Below are 13,094 nucleotides of genomic sequence, written 5' to 3' on the forward strand. Positions count from 1 at the left end.
CATGGGAGTGGACTGTACCGGTCGTACGTCCCGTTGCGCACCAGGTGCGCACAGGGTGTGTGCACAGGGCGGCATTCAGCCACATTCAGCCGCCGCGCCCGTCCGCCGTCTGACACCCTGGGGCGGTCGATCACGTGACCGCCGCCGGACAGGGGACCCGCGTTGCTGCTCAAGGCCTTGCAAGGCATCCACGGAGACCGCGCGGACGCGGTCACCATCGCCGGCCGCTCCACCTCGTACGAGGACCTCCTCGGCGCGGCCCGAGCGGTGGCCGCCGACATCACCGGGGCGCCCGCCGTCGCCGTGACCGCGACCGCCTCCCTGGAGACCGTCGCCGCAGTGGTGGGCGGGCTGCTCGCCGGGGTGCCCGTGGTGCCCCTGGCGCCGGACGCCGGGCCCGCCGAGCGCGACCACATCCTGCGCGACTCCGGCGCCTCGCCGATCGAGGCCGACGTCGCGCGCCGGGCCCCCGCGAGCGCCGTCACCGGTGTACGGGAACCCGCCCCCGGGGACCCGGCCCTGATCCTCTACACCTCCGGCACCACCGGCGCCCCCAAGGGCGTCGTCCACACCGCCGCCGCCCTCGCCGCCGGGCTCGACGCCCTCGCCGACGCCTGGCAGTGGAGCGCCGAGGACACCCTGGTCCACGGGCTGCCGCTGTTCCACGTCCACGGCCTGGTCCTCGGGGTCCTGGGCGCCCTGCGCACCGGCAGCCGCCTGGTGCACACGGGCCGCCCCACCCCGCAGGCGTACGCCGCCGCGGGCGGCAGCCTGTACTTCGGCGTGCCCACGGTCTGGTCCCGGATCGCCGCCGACCCGGCCGCCGCCGCGGCCCTCGCCGGGGCCCGGCTGCTGGTCTCGGGCAGCGCGCCCCTGCCCACCCCCGTCTTCCGCGAGCTGGCGCGGCTCACCGGCCACGCGCCGCTGGAGCGCTACGGCATGACCGAGACCCTGATCACGCTCAGCGCCCGGGCGGACGCGGTGCCCCGGCCCGGGACGGTCGGGACCCCGGTCGCGGGGGTCCGTACCCGGATCGCCGCCGAACCCGGGGCCGACATCGGCGAGCTCCAGCTGACCGGGCCCACCCTGTTCAGCGGCTACCTGGGGCGGCCCGAGGCCACGGCCGCCTCGTACACCGAGGACGGGTGGTTCCGTACCGGCGACATCGCCGCCATCGACGCGGACGGCCTCCACCGGATCGTCGGCCGGGCCTCCATCGACATGATCAAGTCGGGCGGCTACCGGATCGGCGCGGGCGAGGTCGAGAACGCGCTCCTGGACCACCCGGCGGTCAGCGAGGCCGCCGTGGTCGGTGTCCCCGACGCCGACCTCGGCCAGCGCATCGTCGCCTTCGTCGTCGCCGAGGGGGTCGGCGCGGCCGAACTGACGGACTTCGTCGCCGCTCACCTCTCGGTGCACAAACGCCCGCGCGAGGTGCGCTTCGTCGCGTCCCTCCCGCGCAACGCGATGGGCAAACCCCAGAAGCGGCTGCTGCTTTCACCCGAGGAGCGCTGAACCACCGCCGGGGCGGGAGGCGTTAACGGCGTTAACGCCGTTAACGCCCTCCGGCCCGATTTCCTCCATCCCCCTTCCGGTGCGCCCCGAGTCGCCTCCGCGACCGTCATGACGTCAACACGAGCATGGGAGGGCGCCCGATGAAGGCACAGCCGACGGCGATGAACAGATCCCCCGAACGGCCCGTGGCCCTGGTCACCGGCGCGACCAGCGGGATCGGCCTGGCCATCGCCCGGGACCTGGGCGCCCGCGGGCACCGGGTGTTCCTCTGCGCGCGCACGGAGGCGGTCGTCAAGCAGACCGTCGAGGACCTGCGGGCCGAGGGGCTGGACGTGGAGGGCACGGCAGCCGACGTACGCGACCGCGCGTCGGTCGCGGCCCTCGTCACGGCGGCCGCCCTGGCCTTCGACGCGCCGGTCTCGGTCCTCGTCAACAACGTGGGCCGCAGCGGCGGCGGCGCGACCGCCGACCTCACCGACGAGCTGTGGCACGAGGTCATCGACACCAACCTCAACAGCGTCTTCCTCGTCACCCGCGAGGTGCTCGGCCGGGGCGGCCTCGGCGCCGCGGGCTGGGGCCGCATCGTCAACATCGCGTCCACCGCGGGCAAGCAGGGCGTCCTGCTCGGCGCCCCCTACTCCGCCGCCAAGCACGCCGTCGTCGGATTCACGAAGGCGCTGGGCAAGGAGCTGGCTCCGGTCGGGGTCACCGTCAACGCGGTCTGCCCCGGGTACGTCGAGACGCCCACCGCGGCCCGGGTGCGCAGCGGGTACGCGCAGGTGTGGGACACCACCGAGCAGTACGTGCAGGAGCAGTTCGAGGCCAGGATCCCGCTGGGGCGCTACTCCACCCCCGAGGAGGTGGCCGGACTGGTCGGCTACCTGACCACCGACCTCGCCGCCTCCATCACCGCGCAGGCCCTCAACGTGTGCGGCGGGCTCGGGAACGTCTGAGACGCTCGGCGGCCGCACGGCGGGCGATCATGGCACGGTCGGTGCTCACCACCCGGCCGGTGCTCACAGCACCGTCGGTGATCCCGAGACCTCCCACACCACGGCCCACGGCGCGATCCCCGAGGCCTTCCAGGCGGCCGGCACCCGCTCCTCCACCGGTTCGTCCGACAGCAGTACGTGCCGCAGCGCGGGCAGCGTGGTCCCGCGCGCGGCGGCTCCGGTGAGCCGCGCCAGCCCCGAGGGCAGCTGCGTCAGCACCGTCACCTGCTCGTCCTCCAGCAGCTCCGCGAACTCCCGCGCGTCCGCCCCGGTGTCCCCGTCGACGACCACCGCGAGGCCGCCCGAGAGCAGGGGCCCCCATATCTCCCGCATGCCGAGGTCCAGGCTCAGCGAGTGGAACGCGGTCCACACCTCCTGCGGCCCCGCCTCCAGCAGCGGCACGATGCTGTCCACCCACGCCAGCACGTCCCCGTGCGTCACCGGGTCCACGGACAGCGCCCGGCCGGGGTGCCCGCCCGAGGGGAGCGCCAGGAAGGCGGCCTCCTCGGGGAGTTCACGACGTACGACGGCGCTCCGCGGACGGGTCGCGAGGACGAACGGACCGGCCTTGGCCACGGGGATCTCGTCGCGCAGCAGTCCGCTGTCCGAAAGGACGAGCGAAGCGCCCGCGTCACGCATCAGGAACTCCTGGAGCCCCGCGTTGTGCCCGGGCTCCAGCGGGAGTACGGCCGCTCCCGAGCGCAGCGTGCCGACGACGGCGCCCGCGGACATGCAGGAGCGCCGGGCGCGCACCGCGACGGCGTGGCCCGGGCCCGTACGCCCCGAGAGCTTGCGGGCGATCTCGTCGGCGAGCCAGTCCAGTTCCAGATACGTCGCCTGCTCCTCCGGGTCGCGCGCGGCGATCCGGACCGGGTGGCGGGCGGCCGCGGTCGCGAAGCGGATGTCGATGCGGTCCCGGCGCTCCGGCCGTTCTCCGCCCGGGTCGAGCCCGATCCGGCCGAGCAGACCGCCCAGGTCGGCGGACAACTGGTCGAGCTCCGGATGCTCCGGAGTGGGGTTCATGGGGCCTCCCGGACCTCGCTGCGGTCTTCCACGGCCCGATGGTGTCGGCGCGCGCCGGAGGATCGCTCAAGTCCCGGCGTACAGAACGGGTCGGGGCGGGGCGGAGGTCCGGTGGGGGCGCGCTGGGGACCGGCCGGGGCCGCGGCCGGGGTGCGCCGGACGGCCGCTCGGGAGCCGCTCAGGACCGGCTCCCGACCCGCTCGAGAGCGGCTCGTGGACGGCTCCACGGGGGGTCGAGCGGAGCTGGGGAGGCTGTGGCAGGGCCGGGTAAGGCATGCCTACGATTCCAGGGTTCCCGCCGCCGCCACGCCTTCCACACCGTGTCCCGGGGCCGTACGCCGTAGACGCACGCGTATGGAGGAGAGCTTTGTGGCTATGGCCCGTCTCGCGAGACTGGACTTGACTGTACTCATGACTCAGAACCCGCAGAACACGCAGAACGCCCGGATCACCCTCGTCATCGGCGGCACCGGCAAGAGCGGCCGGCGCGTCGCCGAAAAACTTTCCGCCAAGGGGCTTCCGGTCAGGGTCGGATCACGCCATGGTGAACCGGCCTTTGACTGGAACCAGCCGGACACCTGGACAGCCGCTCTGGAGGGCGTCGACCGGGTGTACGTGACCTACTATCCGGACTTAGCCTTCCCGGGCGCCGCCGAGCAGGTCGGCGCGTTCTCCAAGGTGGCCGTGGCGAGCGGCGCGCGCCGCCTGGTACTGCTCTCGGGCCGCGGCGAGGAGGCCGCGGAGGTCAGCGAGGACAACCTCAAGGCCTCCGGAGCCGACTGGACCGTGGTGCGGGCCAGCTGGTTCAACCAGAACTTCAACGAGAGCTTCTTCCTGGAGCCCGTCCTGGCCGGCGAGATCGCCCTGCCGACCGGGGACGCGGTCGAGGCGTTCGTCGATGTCGACGACATCGCCGACGTCGTGGTGGCGGCCCTGACCGAGGACAAGCACATCGGCAAGACGTACGAGGTGTCCGGCCCGCGGCTGCTCAGCTACAGCGATGTGGCCGAGGAGCTGTCCAAGGCCACCGGCCGGGAGATCAAGTACATCTCGGTCACCAACGAGGAGTACCGCGCCGTCCTGCGGGAGAACGACCTCCCGGAAGACTTCGCCGACCTCTTCACCATGATCCTGGACGGCCGCAACGCGCACCTGGTGCACGGGGTCGAGGAGGCCCTGGGCCGCAAGCCCAAGGACTTCTCCGACTTCGCCCGCGAGGCGGCGGCGACCGGGGTCTGGAACGTCTGACCACACCCTGACACCGGTCGGGCGGCTTCCGCCCGGCCGGGCGGGGGGAGTCCGTACGCGGGCAGTCCGCACGCGGGCGCCCAGGACCGCACGCCGCACGTCGTCCCATCGGCCCCACCGGGAGGAGACCCGATGACCACGTCCCAGCCGTCCTACTCCAGCGAGAACGGACTGGCCGCGCTCGCACCCCACTTCCACGGCTTCGCGCTGATGCACATCGCGATGCGGCGCGACGCGGCCCGGCTGCGCGCGGCCGCCCCCGCCTGGCGGGGCGGCGGCGCCGAGTGGTGGCAGCGGCTGCGCGAGGTCATCGAATGGCACCACACCAGCGAGGACGACGTGCTGTGGCCGGGGCTGCGCCGCCGCGACGCGGACTTCGACGCGCAGGCCCGCGAACTGCACGACGACCACGAGGAGTTGGACGCGGCCATGGCGGCGGTGTCCACGGCCGTGGGGCGCGGCGGTGACGGGCTGGTGGCGGCCGCCAAGGCCTTCGAGGAGATCCTGCGCGGCCACCTGCGCGACGAGGAGCGCGTGGTCTTCCCGGTCTTCGACCGGCTGGGGGAGCGGGCGTACCTGGCGGAGGAACGCAAGGTGGTCTCCAGCGCGCCGATGCGCGTCATGACGTACCTCCAGCCCTGGATGTTCGACGGCGCGAGCCCGGAGTCCGTCGCCCATGTGTCCTCCACCATTCCACCGCCGGTCCGGTTGATCGGTGCGACGCTGTTGCGCAGGCGGTACGAGCGCACACTGAAGGGACTCCGGACGTGACGAGCACGACGACTCAATCGGCCACTCTGGTCGCGGCGACGGTGAGCACGGGCCTGATGGCCGGTCTCTACTTCGCCTTTGACATCTCGGTGATGCCGGGCCTGGGGCGCGGTGACGACCAGACCTACGTGACCGCGATGCGCAACATCAACGACGCCATCGACAACGGGCTGTTCGGGCTGCTCTTCCTCGGGGCGTTCCTCGCCACCGGCGTGGCGGCCGCGCAGCAGCAGCGCGGCGGCCGGCCGGACGCGGCGCGCTGGGGCTGGACGGCCTTCGGCCTGTACGCCCTCTCGCTGGTGGTGACCGCGGCGATCAACATCCCGCTGAACACCCAACTGGCGCGCGCCGGAGCCGACTTCGGGGCCGCCCGGTCCCGCTTCGGGGCCCGCTGGACCGGCGGCAACATCGTGCGCACCGTGGCCTGCACGGCGGCCCTCGCCGCGCTGGGCCGGGCGCTGACCCTGCACGGCCGCGGCTCCGTGGCGGCGTAGGCGTCGGTAAGCGTCGGCGTCGGCATCGGCGTAAGAAGCTCCACCCGGCACCACCCCTCGAACGGCGCCCGCTCTCAATTCCGTCCCCCGCGGGAGAGCGGGCGCTGCACCGTCGTTCCCCGTCCCCGCCCCCACCCGCGCAGCAAGGAACCCATGGACACGCTGACCGGTCTGCTGGAAGGCCCCAAGGCCCGCGGTGCCTTCCTCCTCAAATCCGTCTTCAACCCGCCCTGGTCGCTGCGCGTCGAGGACCGGGCTCCGCTGTCCGTCGTCACGATGGTGCGCGGCGAGGCCTGGCTGGTCCCGGACCGGGGAACGCCCGTACTGATCCGGCCCGGCGACCTGACGGTCGTACGCGGCCCCGAGCCCTACACGGTCGCCGACAGCCCGGGCACCCCGGTCCAGATCACGGTGGGCCCGGAGCAGCGGTGCAACACCGAGGCGGGCGAGGACGTCACCGACACCATGGCGCTGGGCGTGCGGTCCTGGGGCGAGGCCTTCCAGGACGACGGCTCGGCGATCATGCTCAGCGGGACCTACCAGGCGCCCAGCGAGATCGGCCGGCGGCTGCTGAACGCGCTGCCCGCGATCCTGGTGCGGCCGGCCTCGTTCGGGGACGACACCCTGGTCCGGCTGCTCGCGATGGAGATCGGCAAGGACGAACCCGGCCAGGAGATCGTCCTGGACCGGCTCCTGGACCTGCTTCTGATCGGCATCCTGCGCACCTGGCTCGCCGATCCCGGCAGCGGCGCGCCCGCCTGGTACCGGGCGCAGAGCGATCCGGTGGTCGGCCCCGCGCTGACCCTGCTGCACGAGAACCCGGCGTACGGCTGGACCGTCGAGGAACTCGCCCTCAAGGTCGGCGTCTCCCGCGCCTCGCTGGCCCGCCGCTTCGCGGAGGTCGTCGGCGAGCCGCCGGTCGCCTACCTCACCGGCTGGCGCCTGGCCCTGGCCGCCGACCTCCTGCGCGAACCGGAGGCCACGGTCGCCACGGTCGCCCGCCGGGTCGGCTACAGCAACGCCTTCGCCCTGTCGACGGCCTTCAAACGCGTCCGCGGCGTCAGCCCCCAGGAATTCCGCGCGGGCACCACCCCGACCACCCCCCGGGAGGCGTCGGCCCCGCCCCGCACGGTGATCCTGGGGGCCTGAGGCATTTCCGAGGAGGCGTTTGCGCGGCGCTTCCGACGTGCCCGCGCCGACCGGGCGTCAGATCCCCGCGCTGACGCGGGGAAGCACCGGGGCGCTGAGCGAGGGGTCGATCAGTACGGGCTCCTCCGCTCGCGCGCGGGCCAGCGCGGCCGGGTCCAGGCGGGCCACGGCCAGGCCGGGAGTGGCGGTGCCGGCGTCGGCGAGCAGGGTGCCGTCCGGGTTCCAGACGGCGCTGCGGCCGCAGCCGTCGTACGGGCCGCTGGGTCCGCAGTGGTTGGCGAGCAGGACGTAGCCGGTGTTGTCCATGGCCCGCGCGGGAAAGACCGTCGCGAGCTGGCGCTCGCCGCTGCCCCGGCCGAACATGGCGCCGACCAGGTACGCGTGAGCGCCGTCGAGGGCGGCGGCCCGGGCGTGTTCGGGGTAGCCCGAGTCCCAGCAGATGCCGAGCCCGAGCCGCCACCCGTCGAAGGAGAGGGTGCACCCGCGGGCGCCCGGGCCGAAGCCGGCGGCGCGCTCGTTCGGGGTGACGTGCTGCTTGTCGTACCGGGCCGCGAAGTGCCCGTCGCGCCCGAGCACGAGTACGGAGATCCGCAGCTCCCCGGTGTCGGCGTCACGCGTGGGCGCCCCGGCGACCACGGCGGTGCCGGTCTCGGCGCAGGCGGCGGCCAGGACGTCCAGCCGGGAGTCCGCGGGGCCGAGCGCGTGGGCCGCGGGGTCGGCCGCGATGCCCGGGAGCTCGTATCCGGTGAGGAAGAGCTCCGGCAGGACCAGCAGTTGGCCGCCCCGGTCGGCGGCGCGCCGGACCAGACCGGCGGCGGTCGCCGCGTTGGCGGCGACGTCCAGGGCGACACAGGCCGCCTGCCCGGCCGCGACGGTGAGCGGCTCGGCGGGCAGGACGGACGGCGGCGCGCTGGGCGGGGCGCTGGGCTGGGTGGCGGGCTCGGTGGCGGGCTCGGTGGACGGCAGGCCGCGGAGATCATCCATGGGGGGCCAAACTACCGGAGCCGCCCCACGAGCCCGGCGGCGCTTTCGCCTTCGGCCGCTCTCGGCTCTCAGCGGATCTGGTCGGCCGCCCAGGCGGCCCATTCGCGGCGCATCGCGTTGAAGCGCAGGCCGTACTCGAGGGCGATCCTGCCGTTCACCGACAGGGGGTCGTCGCCCCAGTCGATGGATTCGGACAGCCGGCGCAGCTCCCCGTGTTCGTGCTCCGACATCTCCATGAGCTGCGTGAGGTAGCTCCGCGCCTGGTCGGGGGTGAGCACGTTCAGGAAGAAGACCCGCAGGAGGATGTCGCTGCGGGTGTTGCGCTGGGGTTTGGTCTCCGTGAGCCAGTGGCGCAGTTCCCCCATCCCCTCGTCGGTCAGGCTGTACTCCTTGCGGCCGCGCGGGCCGTGCGCCGAGACGCTGATCAGACCGGCGTCGGCGAGTTTGGTCAGCTCTGTGTACATCTGGCTCTGGGTGGCGGGCCAGACGTTGGCGAGCGAGGTCTCGAAGCGCTTCAGCAGGTCGTACCCGCTGGCCGGGCGCTCTGACAGAAGTCCGAGGAGGGCGTGTCGAAGGCTCATGCGCCCACTTTACCTTCCAGTCTTGACAGGTCGTTCCAGACCTTCTACTTTCGACATGTCAGAACAGAAATATCAGTGGCCCGGGGGTCTTCGATGTCGTACGTGCGCACCTTCCTTCCGTGGATCGTCTTCGCGGTGGTCCCGTCCGCCCAGTGGCAATGGGGCGCGCTCGCCGGGCTGTTGGCGGCGGTGGCGGTCATCGTCCAGCAGCGGCGGGCGGGGGCCGGGTTCGACGCGCTGATCATGGAAGCCGGCTCGGCGGTCTTCTTCGCGGTCCTGGCGGCCGTCGCCTTCGCGGACCCGCACTCGGCGGTGCACGCCTACTCGGCGGCGCTCTCCTCGGCCACCCTGGCCCTCATCGCGGGCGGCTCGCTGGCCGCGGGCAAGCCGTTCACCCTGGGCATCGCCAAGCGCACCACCCCTCGCGAGGTCTGGGGCCTGAGGCCCTTCCTCCGGATCAATGCCGTCATCACCGCGGTGTGGACCGCCGCCTTCGCCGTCACGGCGGGCGCGCTCGGCGCCCTGGCCCACGCCGGCCACGGCCACTCCACGACCGCGACGCTGGTCCAGGTCGCCGGGTTCGCCGTCCCGATGCTCTTCACGGTCCGCTACGTCGCCGCGGCCCAGGCCAAGGCCGGCCGGTAGGAGGCCCGTCCCGGTGCTGTGACCCCTCACCCCGCCCGGTGTACCGCCGTGACGACCAGGGCCGGGGTCGACAGCCAGTGGCCCTCGTACGTGGGGTTCACCGGCGGGGCCTCGGGCGGGGGGTGGAGGGTGCAGGTGAAGGTGCCCGTGGGGGAGAGGGTCAGGGTGGCCTGGCGGAAGCCGAGCCAGGTGCCCGTCGCGGGGTACCAGGCCTTGTACACCGCCTCCTTCGCCGAGAAGAAGAGCCGCTCCCACGGGGTGGCCGGGTCGGCCGCGGTCAGGGTGGCCAGGTGGGCGCGTTCCGCCGGGGACGTGATCAGGCCGAGGACGCCCGGCGGGAGCGGCCCCGCCGGTTCGGCATCGATGCCCAGGGCCGAGGTGCGGCCCGAGTGGTCGGCCACCGCCGCGCGGTAGCCGTCGCAGTGCGTGATGCTGCCGACCACCCCGGCCGGCCAGGCCGGGGCGCCGCCCGGGCCGGGGAGCAGCGGGACGGGGGCGTGGCCGAGGTCCGCCAGGCAGTGCCGGGCGCAGGCCCGGGCCGTCGCGAACTGGTGGCGCCTGCGCGCCCGGCGGCCCGCCACCAGCGCCGCCTCGGCCGGGAAGAGCGGCGCGGGCGCCGCGTCGTCGAAGGCTTCCGAGGACGCGACGCCCGGCGGCAGGAGTGTCTCGATCATCGCCGCGGCGTCACCGCGACGGGGCCGGCGCGCGCGAGGCGAGCTCCGCCACCGCCGAGACCGCCAGCAGCGGGCGCTCCAGCGGCAGCATGTGGCCCGCGCCGGACACCGGTTCGAAGCGGGCGCCCGGCAGGGTCTCCGCGAGGATCTCCGCCAGGGCCGGCGCGATCACCTTGTCGCCCTCGCCGTGCAGCACCACCGCGGGCACCCGCACGGACTTCAGCGCCTCGCGCACGTCCCAGCCCCGGGTGCAGCGGAAGAACTCCGCCCGGACGTGGGGCGCGGTCGCCGCGAACAGCTGCCGGTTCACGTCCAGCGCGACCGGGTCCACCCCCTTGCCCATCGTCGAGGACAGCAGCTTGCCGCCCAGCCAGGTCCGGCGCAGCGCCCACGAGAACGGCGCGCTGCCCATCATCTTGACCTCGCTGTCCGGGGTGTCCTGGCCGTGCGCGGCCGTCCCCAGCAGCACCAGCCCGTGCAGCCGCCCGGCCCGGGCGTCGTGGGCGGCGTAGGACAGGGCCGCGAACCCGCCGCCCGAGTGGCCCACCACGACCGCCCCGCGCGCGTCCGTCTCCCCCAGTACGGCCGCCAGGTCCGCGCCGAGCCGCTCCACCGAGACCGGGGTCCGGCCGAGGGTGGAGGCGCCGTGCCCGCGCTGGTCGTACAGCACCACCCGGTGCCCGGCCCGGATCAGCCGGTCCGCGACCGTGCCCCAGACCCGCCGGGTGTGCGCCCAGCCGTGCACCAGGACCACGTCCACCGCGGGCGCCGTGCCCGCCAGCGGGGTCAGTACGGTCACCGCGAGGTCCGCGCCGTCGTCCGTCCGCACGCTCAGCTCCCGGCTCAGCTCCCGGGCGAGGGACAGCTCCATGGCCGCGCTCATCCCCGCGCCCCCGCACCCACGGGCGCCGCCAGCTTGCGGCCGAGCGACTCGAAGGCCGACAGGGCCCCCTTGGAGTGCTCCGCGCCCAGGTCGGCGACCTTCGACAGGATCTTCAGGAAGCCGCTCGGGGTGCCCACGAAGTGCATCGAGATCCGGGTGCGGCCGTCGGCCAGCGGCTCCAGCCGGAAGACGCTGGTCCCCCGGAAGACCCCGTCGACGTACGCGACGTCCAGCCGGCGCCCCGGGTCCACGGCGACGGTGCGCTGGGTGAAGCGGAGCTTGAGGCCGCCGTTGTCGGAACCCTTGGTGTGGACGGTCACCGCGACCCGCCCGCCGACGCGGTCGGCGGCGCCGGAGAGCAGTTCGAAGGTGTTGTGCGGGACCCACCACTCCTTGGCGCCCTGCAGCTCCGCGACGAGCGCCTCCCAGACGGCGGCTGCCGGGGCGTCGATCACCGCCTCGTCGATCCGGTCGTACGTCGTCATGGCGAAACCCTCCAATGGGTACGGGGAAAGGGAACGGCGGGGACGGGGAGCCTCTCCCTGCCGGGGGAGCCTCGCCCCGCCCCCGCCGCACTTCACGACCGGTGGGACTCCCGCCGTCAGGCGAAGAAGCCCTGACCGGGGGTGAAGATGTTCTTGGGGTCGTACTTCTTCTTGGCGTTCACGAAGCCGGCCCAGCGGTTGCCGAAGTGCTTCTTCCAGTCCTCGTTCGTCATCGGGATCGAGCCCACCAGGTAGCGCTTGGCGCCCAGGCCCACCGCGATGTCGTACAGCCTGCGGTTCTGGTCGATCATGCCCTGGATGTTGGGCTCGCCCGGGTTGGGGAAGCGCAGCAGGTCGAACAGGTAGACCACGGACTCGTTGGGCATCATCGCCAGCGGCCGCTTCAGCTTCGAGGTGAAGAACGGGTAGAAGAGCAGGAACCCGCCGCCGAGGGAGTTCGCGTCCAGCTCCTGCTCCACCCGCTGCATGAACTGCTTCGTCTTCGACGCGGGCAGGAACATGCTCAGCCACGGCTTGGGCGTGTACCAGTGGCCGCCCTCCTTCAGCACGGCCTCGTAGGCGTCGAGCCGGAACATGTAGTCCCGGAAGGACACGTCCTCGATGACCGCGTCCGCCCGCACGTCGCGCAGGTCGCACAGCAGCTTCGCGCGGTCCGGCGGGGTCGTGTTGTAGGTGGCGCCGACCTCCAGCTTGTAGCGCCAGCCCGAACCGTCGGGCTTCCGCAGCATCTCGCCCGCGTGGACCTGGAAGCGGCCGTCGGCCAGGACCTTCTCCGAGTCCGCGAGGTAGGTCGCCACGTCGGCGTAGAACAGGCTGAAGATGACCGAGCGCTTCGGCGCCGGGATCAGCTTGACGGTGGCCCGGACGATGATGCCGACCTGACCGCCGCCCGACAGCGCCGCGTTGAACAGCTCCGGCCGCTGCTGCGCCGTCGCGGTCACCAGCTTGCCGTCACCGGTGACGATGTCGATGGACTGGACGGTGTCGCACAGCAGGCCGTACCGCTGCACGGTGCCGCCGATCCCGCCGATGCTGATGGTCCCGCCGACCGAGATGTACAGGTAGTCGGGGAGCGCCGGCGGGGTCTTGCCCACCTTGAGGGTCGCGTCGGTCAGCTGCCCCCAGGTGACGCCGGCCTCGACCACCGCGTGGTCGGAGCCGATCGACAGGATCCGCGAGATGCCCTTGGCGTCGATGGAGATGCCGCCCGGGACGCGGGCCTGGCCGTACACCGAGTGCGACTCGATGTCGTTGCCGGTGCCGCCCTGGCCGTTGACGGCGAGCTGGATGCCGTTGGCCCGGGCGTAGTTGACGATCGTGACGATGTCGTCCACGCCGCCCGGCCGCAGGACGGCCCACGGCTTGCTCGCCGCACCGTCGAAGAGGTGCCCGAAGTCGTGGCCGAAGCCTTCGACGGTCGCGGGCGACGTCTCCAGGGTCCCGGTCAGCCCCGGCACGGGCACGACGTCGGTGCTGACCGCGGCCTCGGCGGCCGTCGCCCAGGTCTGGGACACGGCGTTCCAGCCGACGACCGCGACCGCCGTGGTCGCGATCCCGCCGAGGACCCGACGGCGGGACGGCTGGGCGGCGCTGCCCGCGGCGTCTGTGTGGGTGCTGCTCATCTGCCTA

At 73.4% G+C, this 13,094-nt stretch carries 14 protein-coding genes; 7 read left to right on the top strand and 7 right to left on the bottom strand.

What is annotated here, in order from left to right; genetic code table 11:
* Positions 1 to 165: 165 nt before the first annotated feature.
* A complete protein-coding gene (locus ABT084_RS30885) occupies positions 166 to 1,515 on the top strand; it encodes an AMP-binding protein (RefSeq protein WP_351051005.1) in 1,350 nt (449 codons plus the stop codon).
* A gap of 140 nt (positions 1,516 to 1,655) precedes the next feature.
* Entirely contained in the window at positions 1,656 to 2,468 is an 813-nt protein-coding gene (locus tag ABT084_RS30890) for an SDR family NAD(P)-dependent oxidoreductase (RefSeq protein WP_351050897.1), read from the top strand.
* Positions 2,469 to 2,531: 63 nt separating this feature from the next.
* Here ABT084_RS30890 and ABT084_RS30895 read toward each other — a convergent pair whose 3' ends face one another.
* Positions 2,532 to 3,530, bottom strand: a complete 999-nt coding sequence (locus ABT084_RS30895; RefSeq protein ID WP_351050900.1) for an AMP-binding protein — start codon at positions 3,528 to 3,530, stop codon at positions 2,532 to 2,534.
* Between the two features lie 411 nt (positions 3,531 to 3,941).
* On the opposite strand from ABT084_RS30895, the gene ABT084_RS30900 reads away from it, so the two are divergent.
* From ABT084_RS30900 to ABT084_RS30915, 4 genes are all read left to right on the top strand, one after another.
* Positions 3,942 to 4,778, top strand: a complete 837-nt coding sequence (locus ABT084_RS30900; RefSeq protein ID WP_351050903.1) for an NmrA family NAD(P)-binding protein — start codon at positions 3,942 to 3,944, stop codon at positions 4,776 to 4,778.
* 132 nt (positions 4,779 to 4,910) lie between these two features.
* Positions 4,911 to 5,549, top strand: a complete 639-nt coding sequence (locus ABT084_RS30905) for a hemerythrin domain-containing protein (RefSeq protein WP_351050906.1) — start codon at positions 4,911 to 4,913, stop codon at positions 5,547 to 5,549.
* Positions 5,546 to 6,043 (top strand): anthrone oxygenase family protein, encoded by a 498-nt coding sequence (locus ABT084_RS30910; RefSeq protein WP_351050909.1) that lies wholly within the window; start codon positions 5,546 to 5,548, stop codon positions 6,041 to 6,043. Before ABT084_RS30905 ends, ABT084_RS30910 begins: the two co-directional genes overlap by 4 nt.
* Before the next feature lie 153 nt (positions 6,044 to 6,196).
* The gene (locus ABT084_RS30915; RefSeq protein WP_351050911.1) at positions 6,197 to 7,192 is read left to right on the top strand and encodes an AraC family transcriptional regulator; all 996 of its coding nucleotides are present in this window, start codon (positions 6,197 to 6,199) and stop codon (positions 7,190 to 7,192) included.
* A gap of 57 nt (positions 7,193 to 7,249) precedes the next feature.
* Here ABT084_RS30915 and ABT084_RS30920 read toward each other — a convergent pair whose 3' ends face one another.
* Together ABT084_RS30920 and ABT084_RS30925 are read right to left on the bottom strand one after the other, a co-directional pair.
* Positions 7,250 to 8,176, bottom strand: a complete 927-nt coding sequence (locus ABT084_RS30920; protein ID WP_351050913.1) for a carbon-nitrogen hydrolase family protein — start codon at positions 8,174 to 8,176, stop codon at positions 7,250 to 7,252.
* 68 nt (positions 8,177 to 8,244) lie between these two features.
* Positions 8,245 to 8,757 carry a PadR family transcriptional regulator gene (locus ABT084_RS30925; protein ID WP_351050914.1) on the bottom strand — a complete coding sequence of 171 codons (513 nt, stop codon included), beginning with the start codon at positions 8,755 to 8,757 and terminating at the stop codon, positions 8,245 to 8,247.
* Positions 8,758 to 8,850: 93 nt separating this feature from the next.
* On the opposite strand from ABT084_RS30925, the gene ABT084_RS30930 reads away from it, so the two are divergent.
* On the top strand, positions 8,851 to 9,402 hold the full coding sequence (locus tag ABT084_RS30930) for a hypothetical protein (protein WP_351050917.1): 552 nt from the start codon (positions 8,851 to 8,853) through the stop codon (positions 9,400 to 9,402).
* A gap of 26 nt (positions 9,403 to 9,428) precedes the next feature.
* Here ABT084_RS30930 and ABT084_RS30935 read toward each other — a convergent pair whose 3' ends face one another.
* From ABT084_RS30935 to ABT084_RS30950, 4 genes are all read right to left on the bottom strand, one after another.
* Positions 9,429 to 10,076 carry a 4'-phosphopantetheinyl transferase family protein gene (locus tag ABT084_RS30935; RefSeq protein ID WP_351050920.1) on the bottom strand — a complete coding sequence of 216 codons (648 nt, stop codon included), beginning with the start codon at positions 10,074 to 10,076 and terminating at the stop codon, positions 9,429 to 9,431.
* Between the two features lie 10 nt (positions 10,077 to 10,086).
* Positions 10,087 to 10,947: an alpha/beta fold hydrolase gene (locus tag ABT084_RS30940; RefSeq protein WP_351050923.1), complete on the bottom strand. Its 861-nt coding sequence runs from the start codon at positions 10,945 to 10,947 to the stop codon at positions 10,087 to 10,089.
* Between the two features lie 8 nt (positions 10,948 to 10,955).
* Positions 10,956 to 11,444 (bottom strand): SRPBCC family protein, encoded by a 489-nt coding sequence (locus ABT084_RS30945; protein ID WP_351050925.1) that lies wholly within the window; start codon positions 11,442 to 11,444, stop codon positions 10,956 to 10,958.
* A 116-nt stretch (positions 11,445 to 11,560) separates the two neighbouring features.
* Entirely contained in the window at positions 11,561 to 13,087 is a 1,527-nt protein-coding gene (locus tag ABT084_RS30950) for an FAD-binding protein (RefSeq protein ID WP_351050928.1), read from the bottom strand.
* Between the last annotated feature and the right edge of the window lie 7 nt (positions 13,088 to 13,094).

This window comes from Streptomyces sp. NPDC002138 (genome assembly GCF_040296485.1).
Taxonomy (GTDB): Bacteria; Actinomycetota; Actinomycetes; order Streptomycetales; family Streptomycetaceae; genus Streptomyces.

Bases quoted from the DNA above. Each gene is read 5' to 3' on its own strand.
- ABT084_RS30890 (WP_351050897.1), top strand. From the start codon at position 1,656: ATGAAGGCACAGCCGACGGCGATGAACAGATCCCCCGAACGGCCCGTG.
- ABT084_RS30895 (WP_351050900.1), bottom strand. From the start codon at position 3,530: ATGAACCCCACTCCGGAGCATCCGGAGCTCGACCAGTTGTCCGCCGAC.
- ABT084_RS30900 (WP_351050903.1), top strand. From the start codon at position 3,942: ATGACTCAGAACCCGCAGAACACGCAGAACGCCCGGATCACCCTCGTC.
- ABT084_RS30905 (WP_351050906.1), top strand. From the start codon at position 4,911: ATGACCACGTCCCAGCCGTCCTACTCCAGCGAGAACGGACTGGCCGCG.
- ABT084_RS30915 (WP_351050911.1), top strand. From the start codon at position 6,197: ATGGACACGCTGACCGGTCTGCTGGAAGGCCCCAAGGCCCGCGGTGCC.
- ABT084_RS30920 (WP_351050913.1), bottom strand. From the start codon at position 8,176: ATGGATGATCTCCGCGGCCTGCCGTCCACCGAGCCCGCCACCGAGCCC.
- ABT084_RS30925 (WP_351050914.1), bottom strand. From the start codon at position 8,757: ATGAGCCTTCGACACGCCCTCCTCGGACTTCTGTCAGAGCGCCCGGCC.
- ABT084_RS30930 (WP_351050917.1), top strand. From the start codon at position 8,851: ATGTCGTACGTGCGCACCTTCCTTCCGTGGATCGTCTTCGCGGTGGTC.
- ABT084_RS30935 (WP_351050920.1), bottom strand. From the start codon at position 10,076: ATGATCGAGACACTCCTGCCGCCGGGCGTCGCGTCCTCGGAAGCCTTC.
- ABT084_RS30940 (WP_351050923.1), bottom strand. From the start codon at position 10,947: ATGGAGCTGTCCCTCGCCCGGGAGCTGAGCCGGGAGCTGAGCGTGCGG.
- ABT084_RS30945 (WP_351050925.1), bottom strand. From the start codon at position 11,444: ATGACGACGTACGACCGGATCGACGAGGCGGTGATCGACGCCCCGGCA.
- ABT084_RS30950 (WP_351050928.1), bottom strand. From the start codon at position 13,087: ATGAGCAGCACCCACACAGACGCCGCGGGCAGCGCCGCCCAGCCGTCC.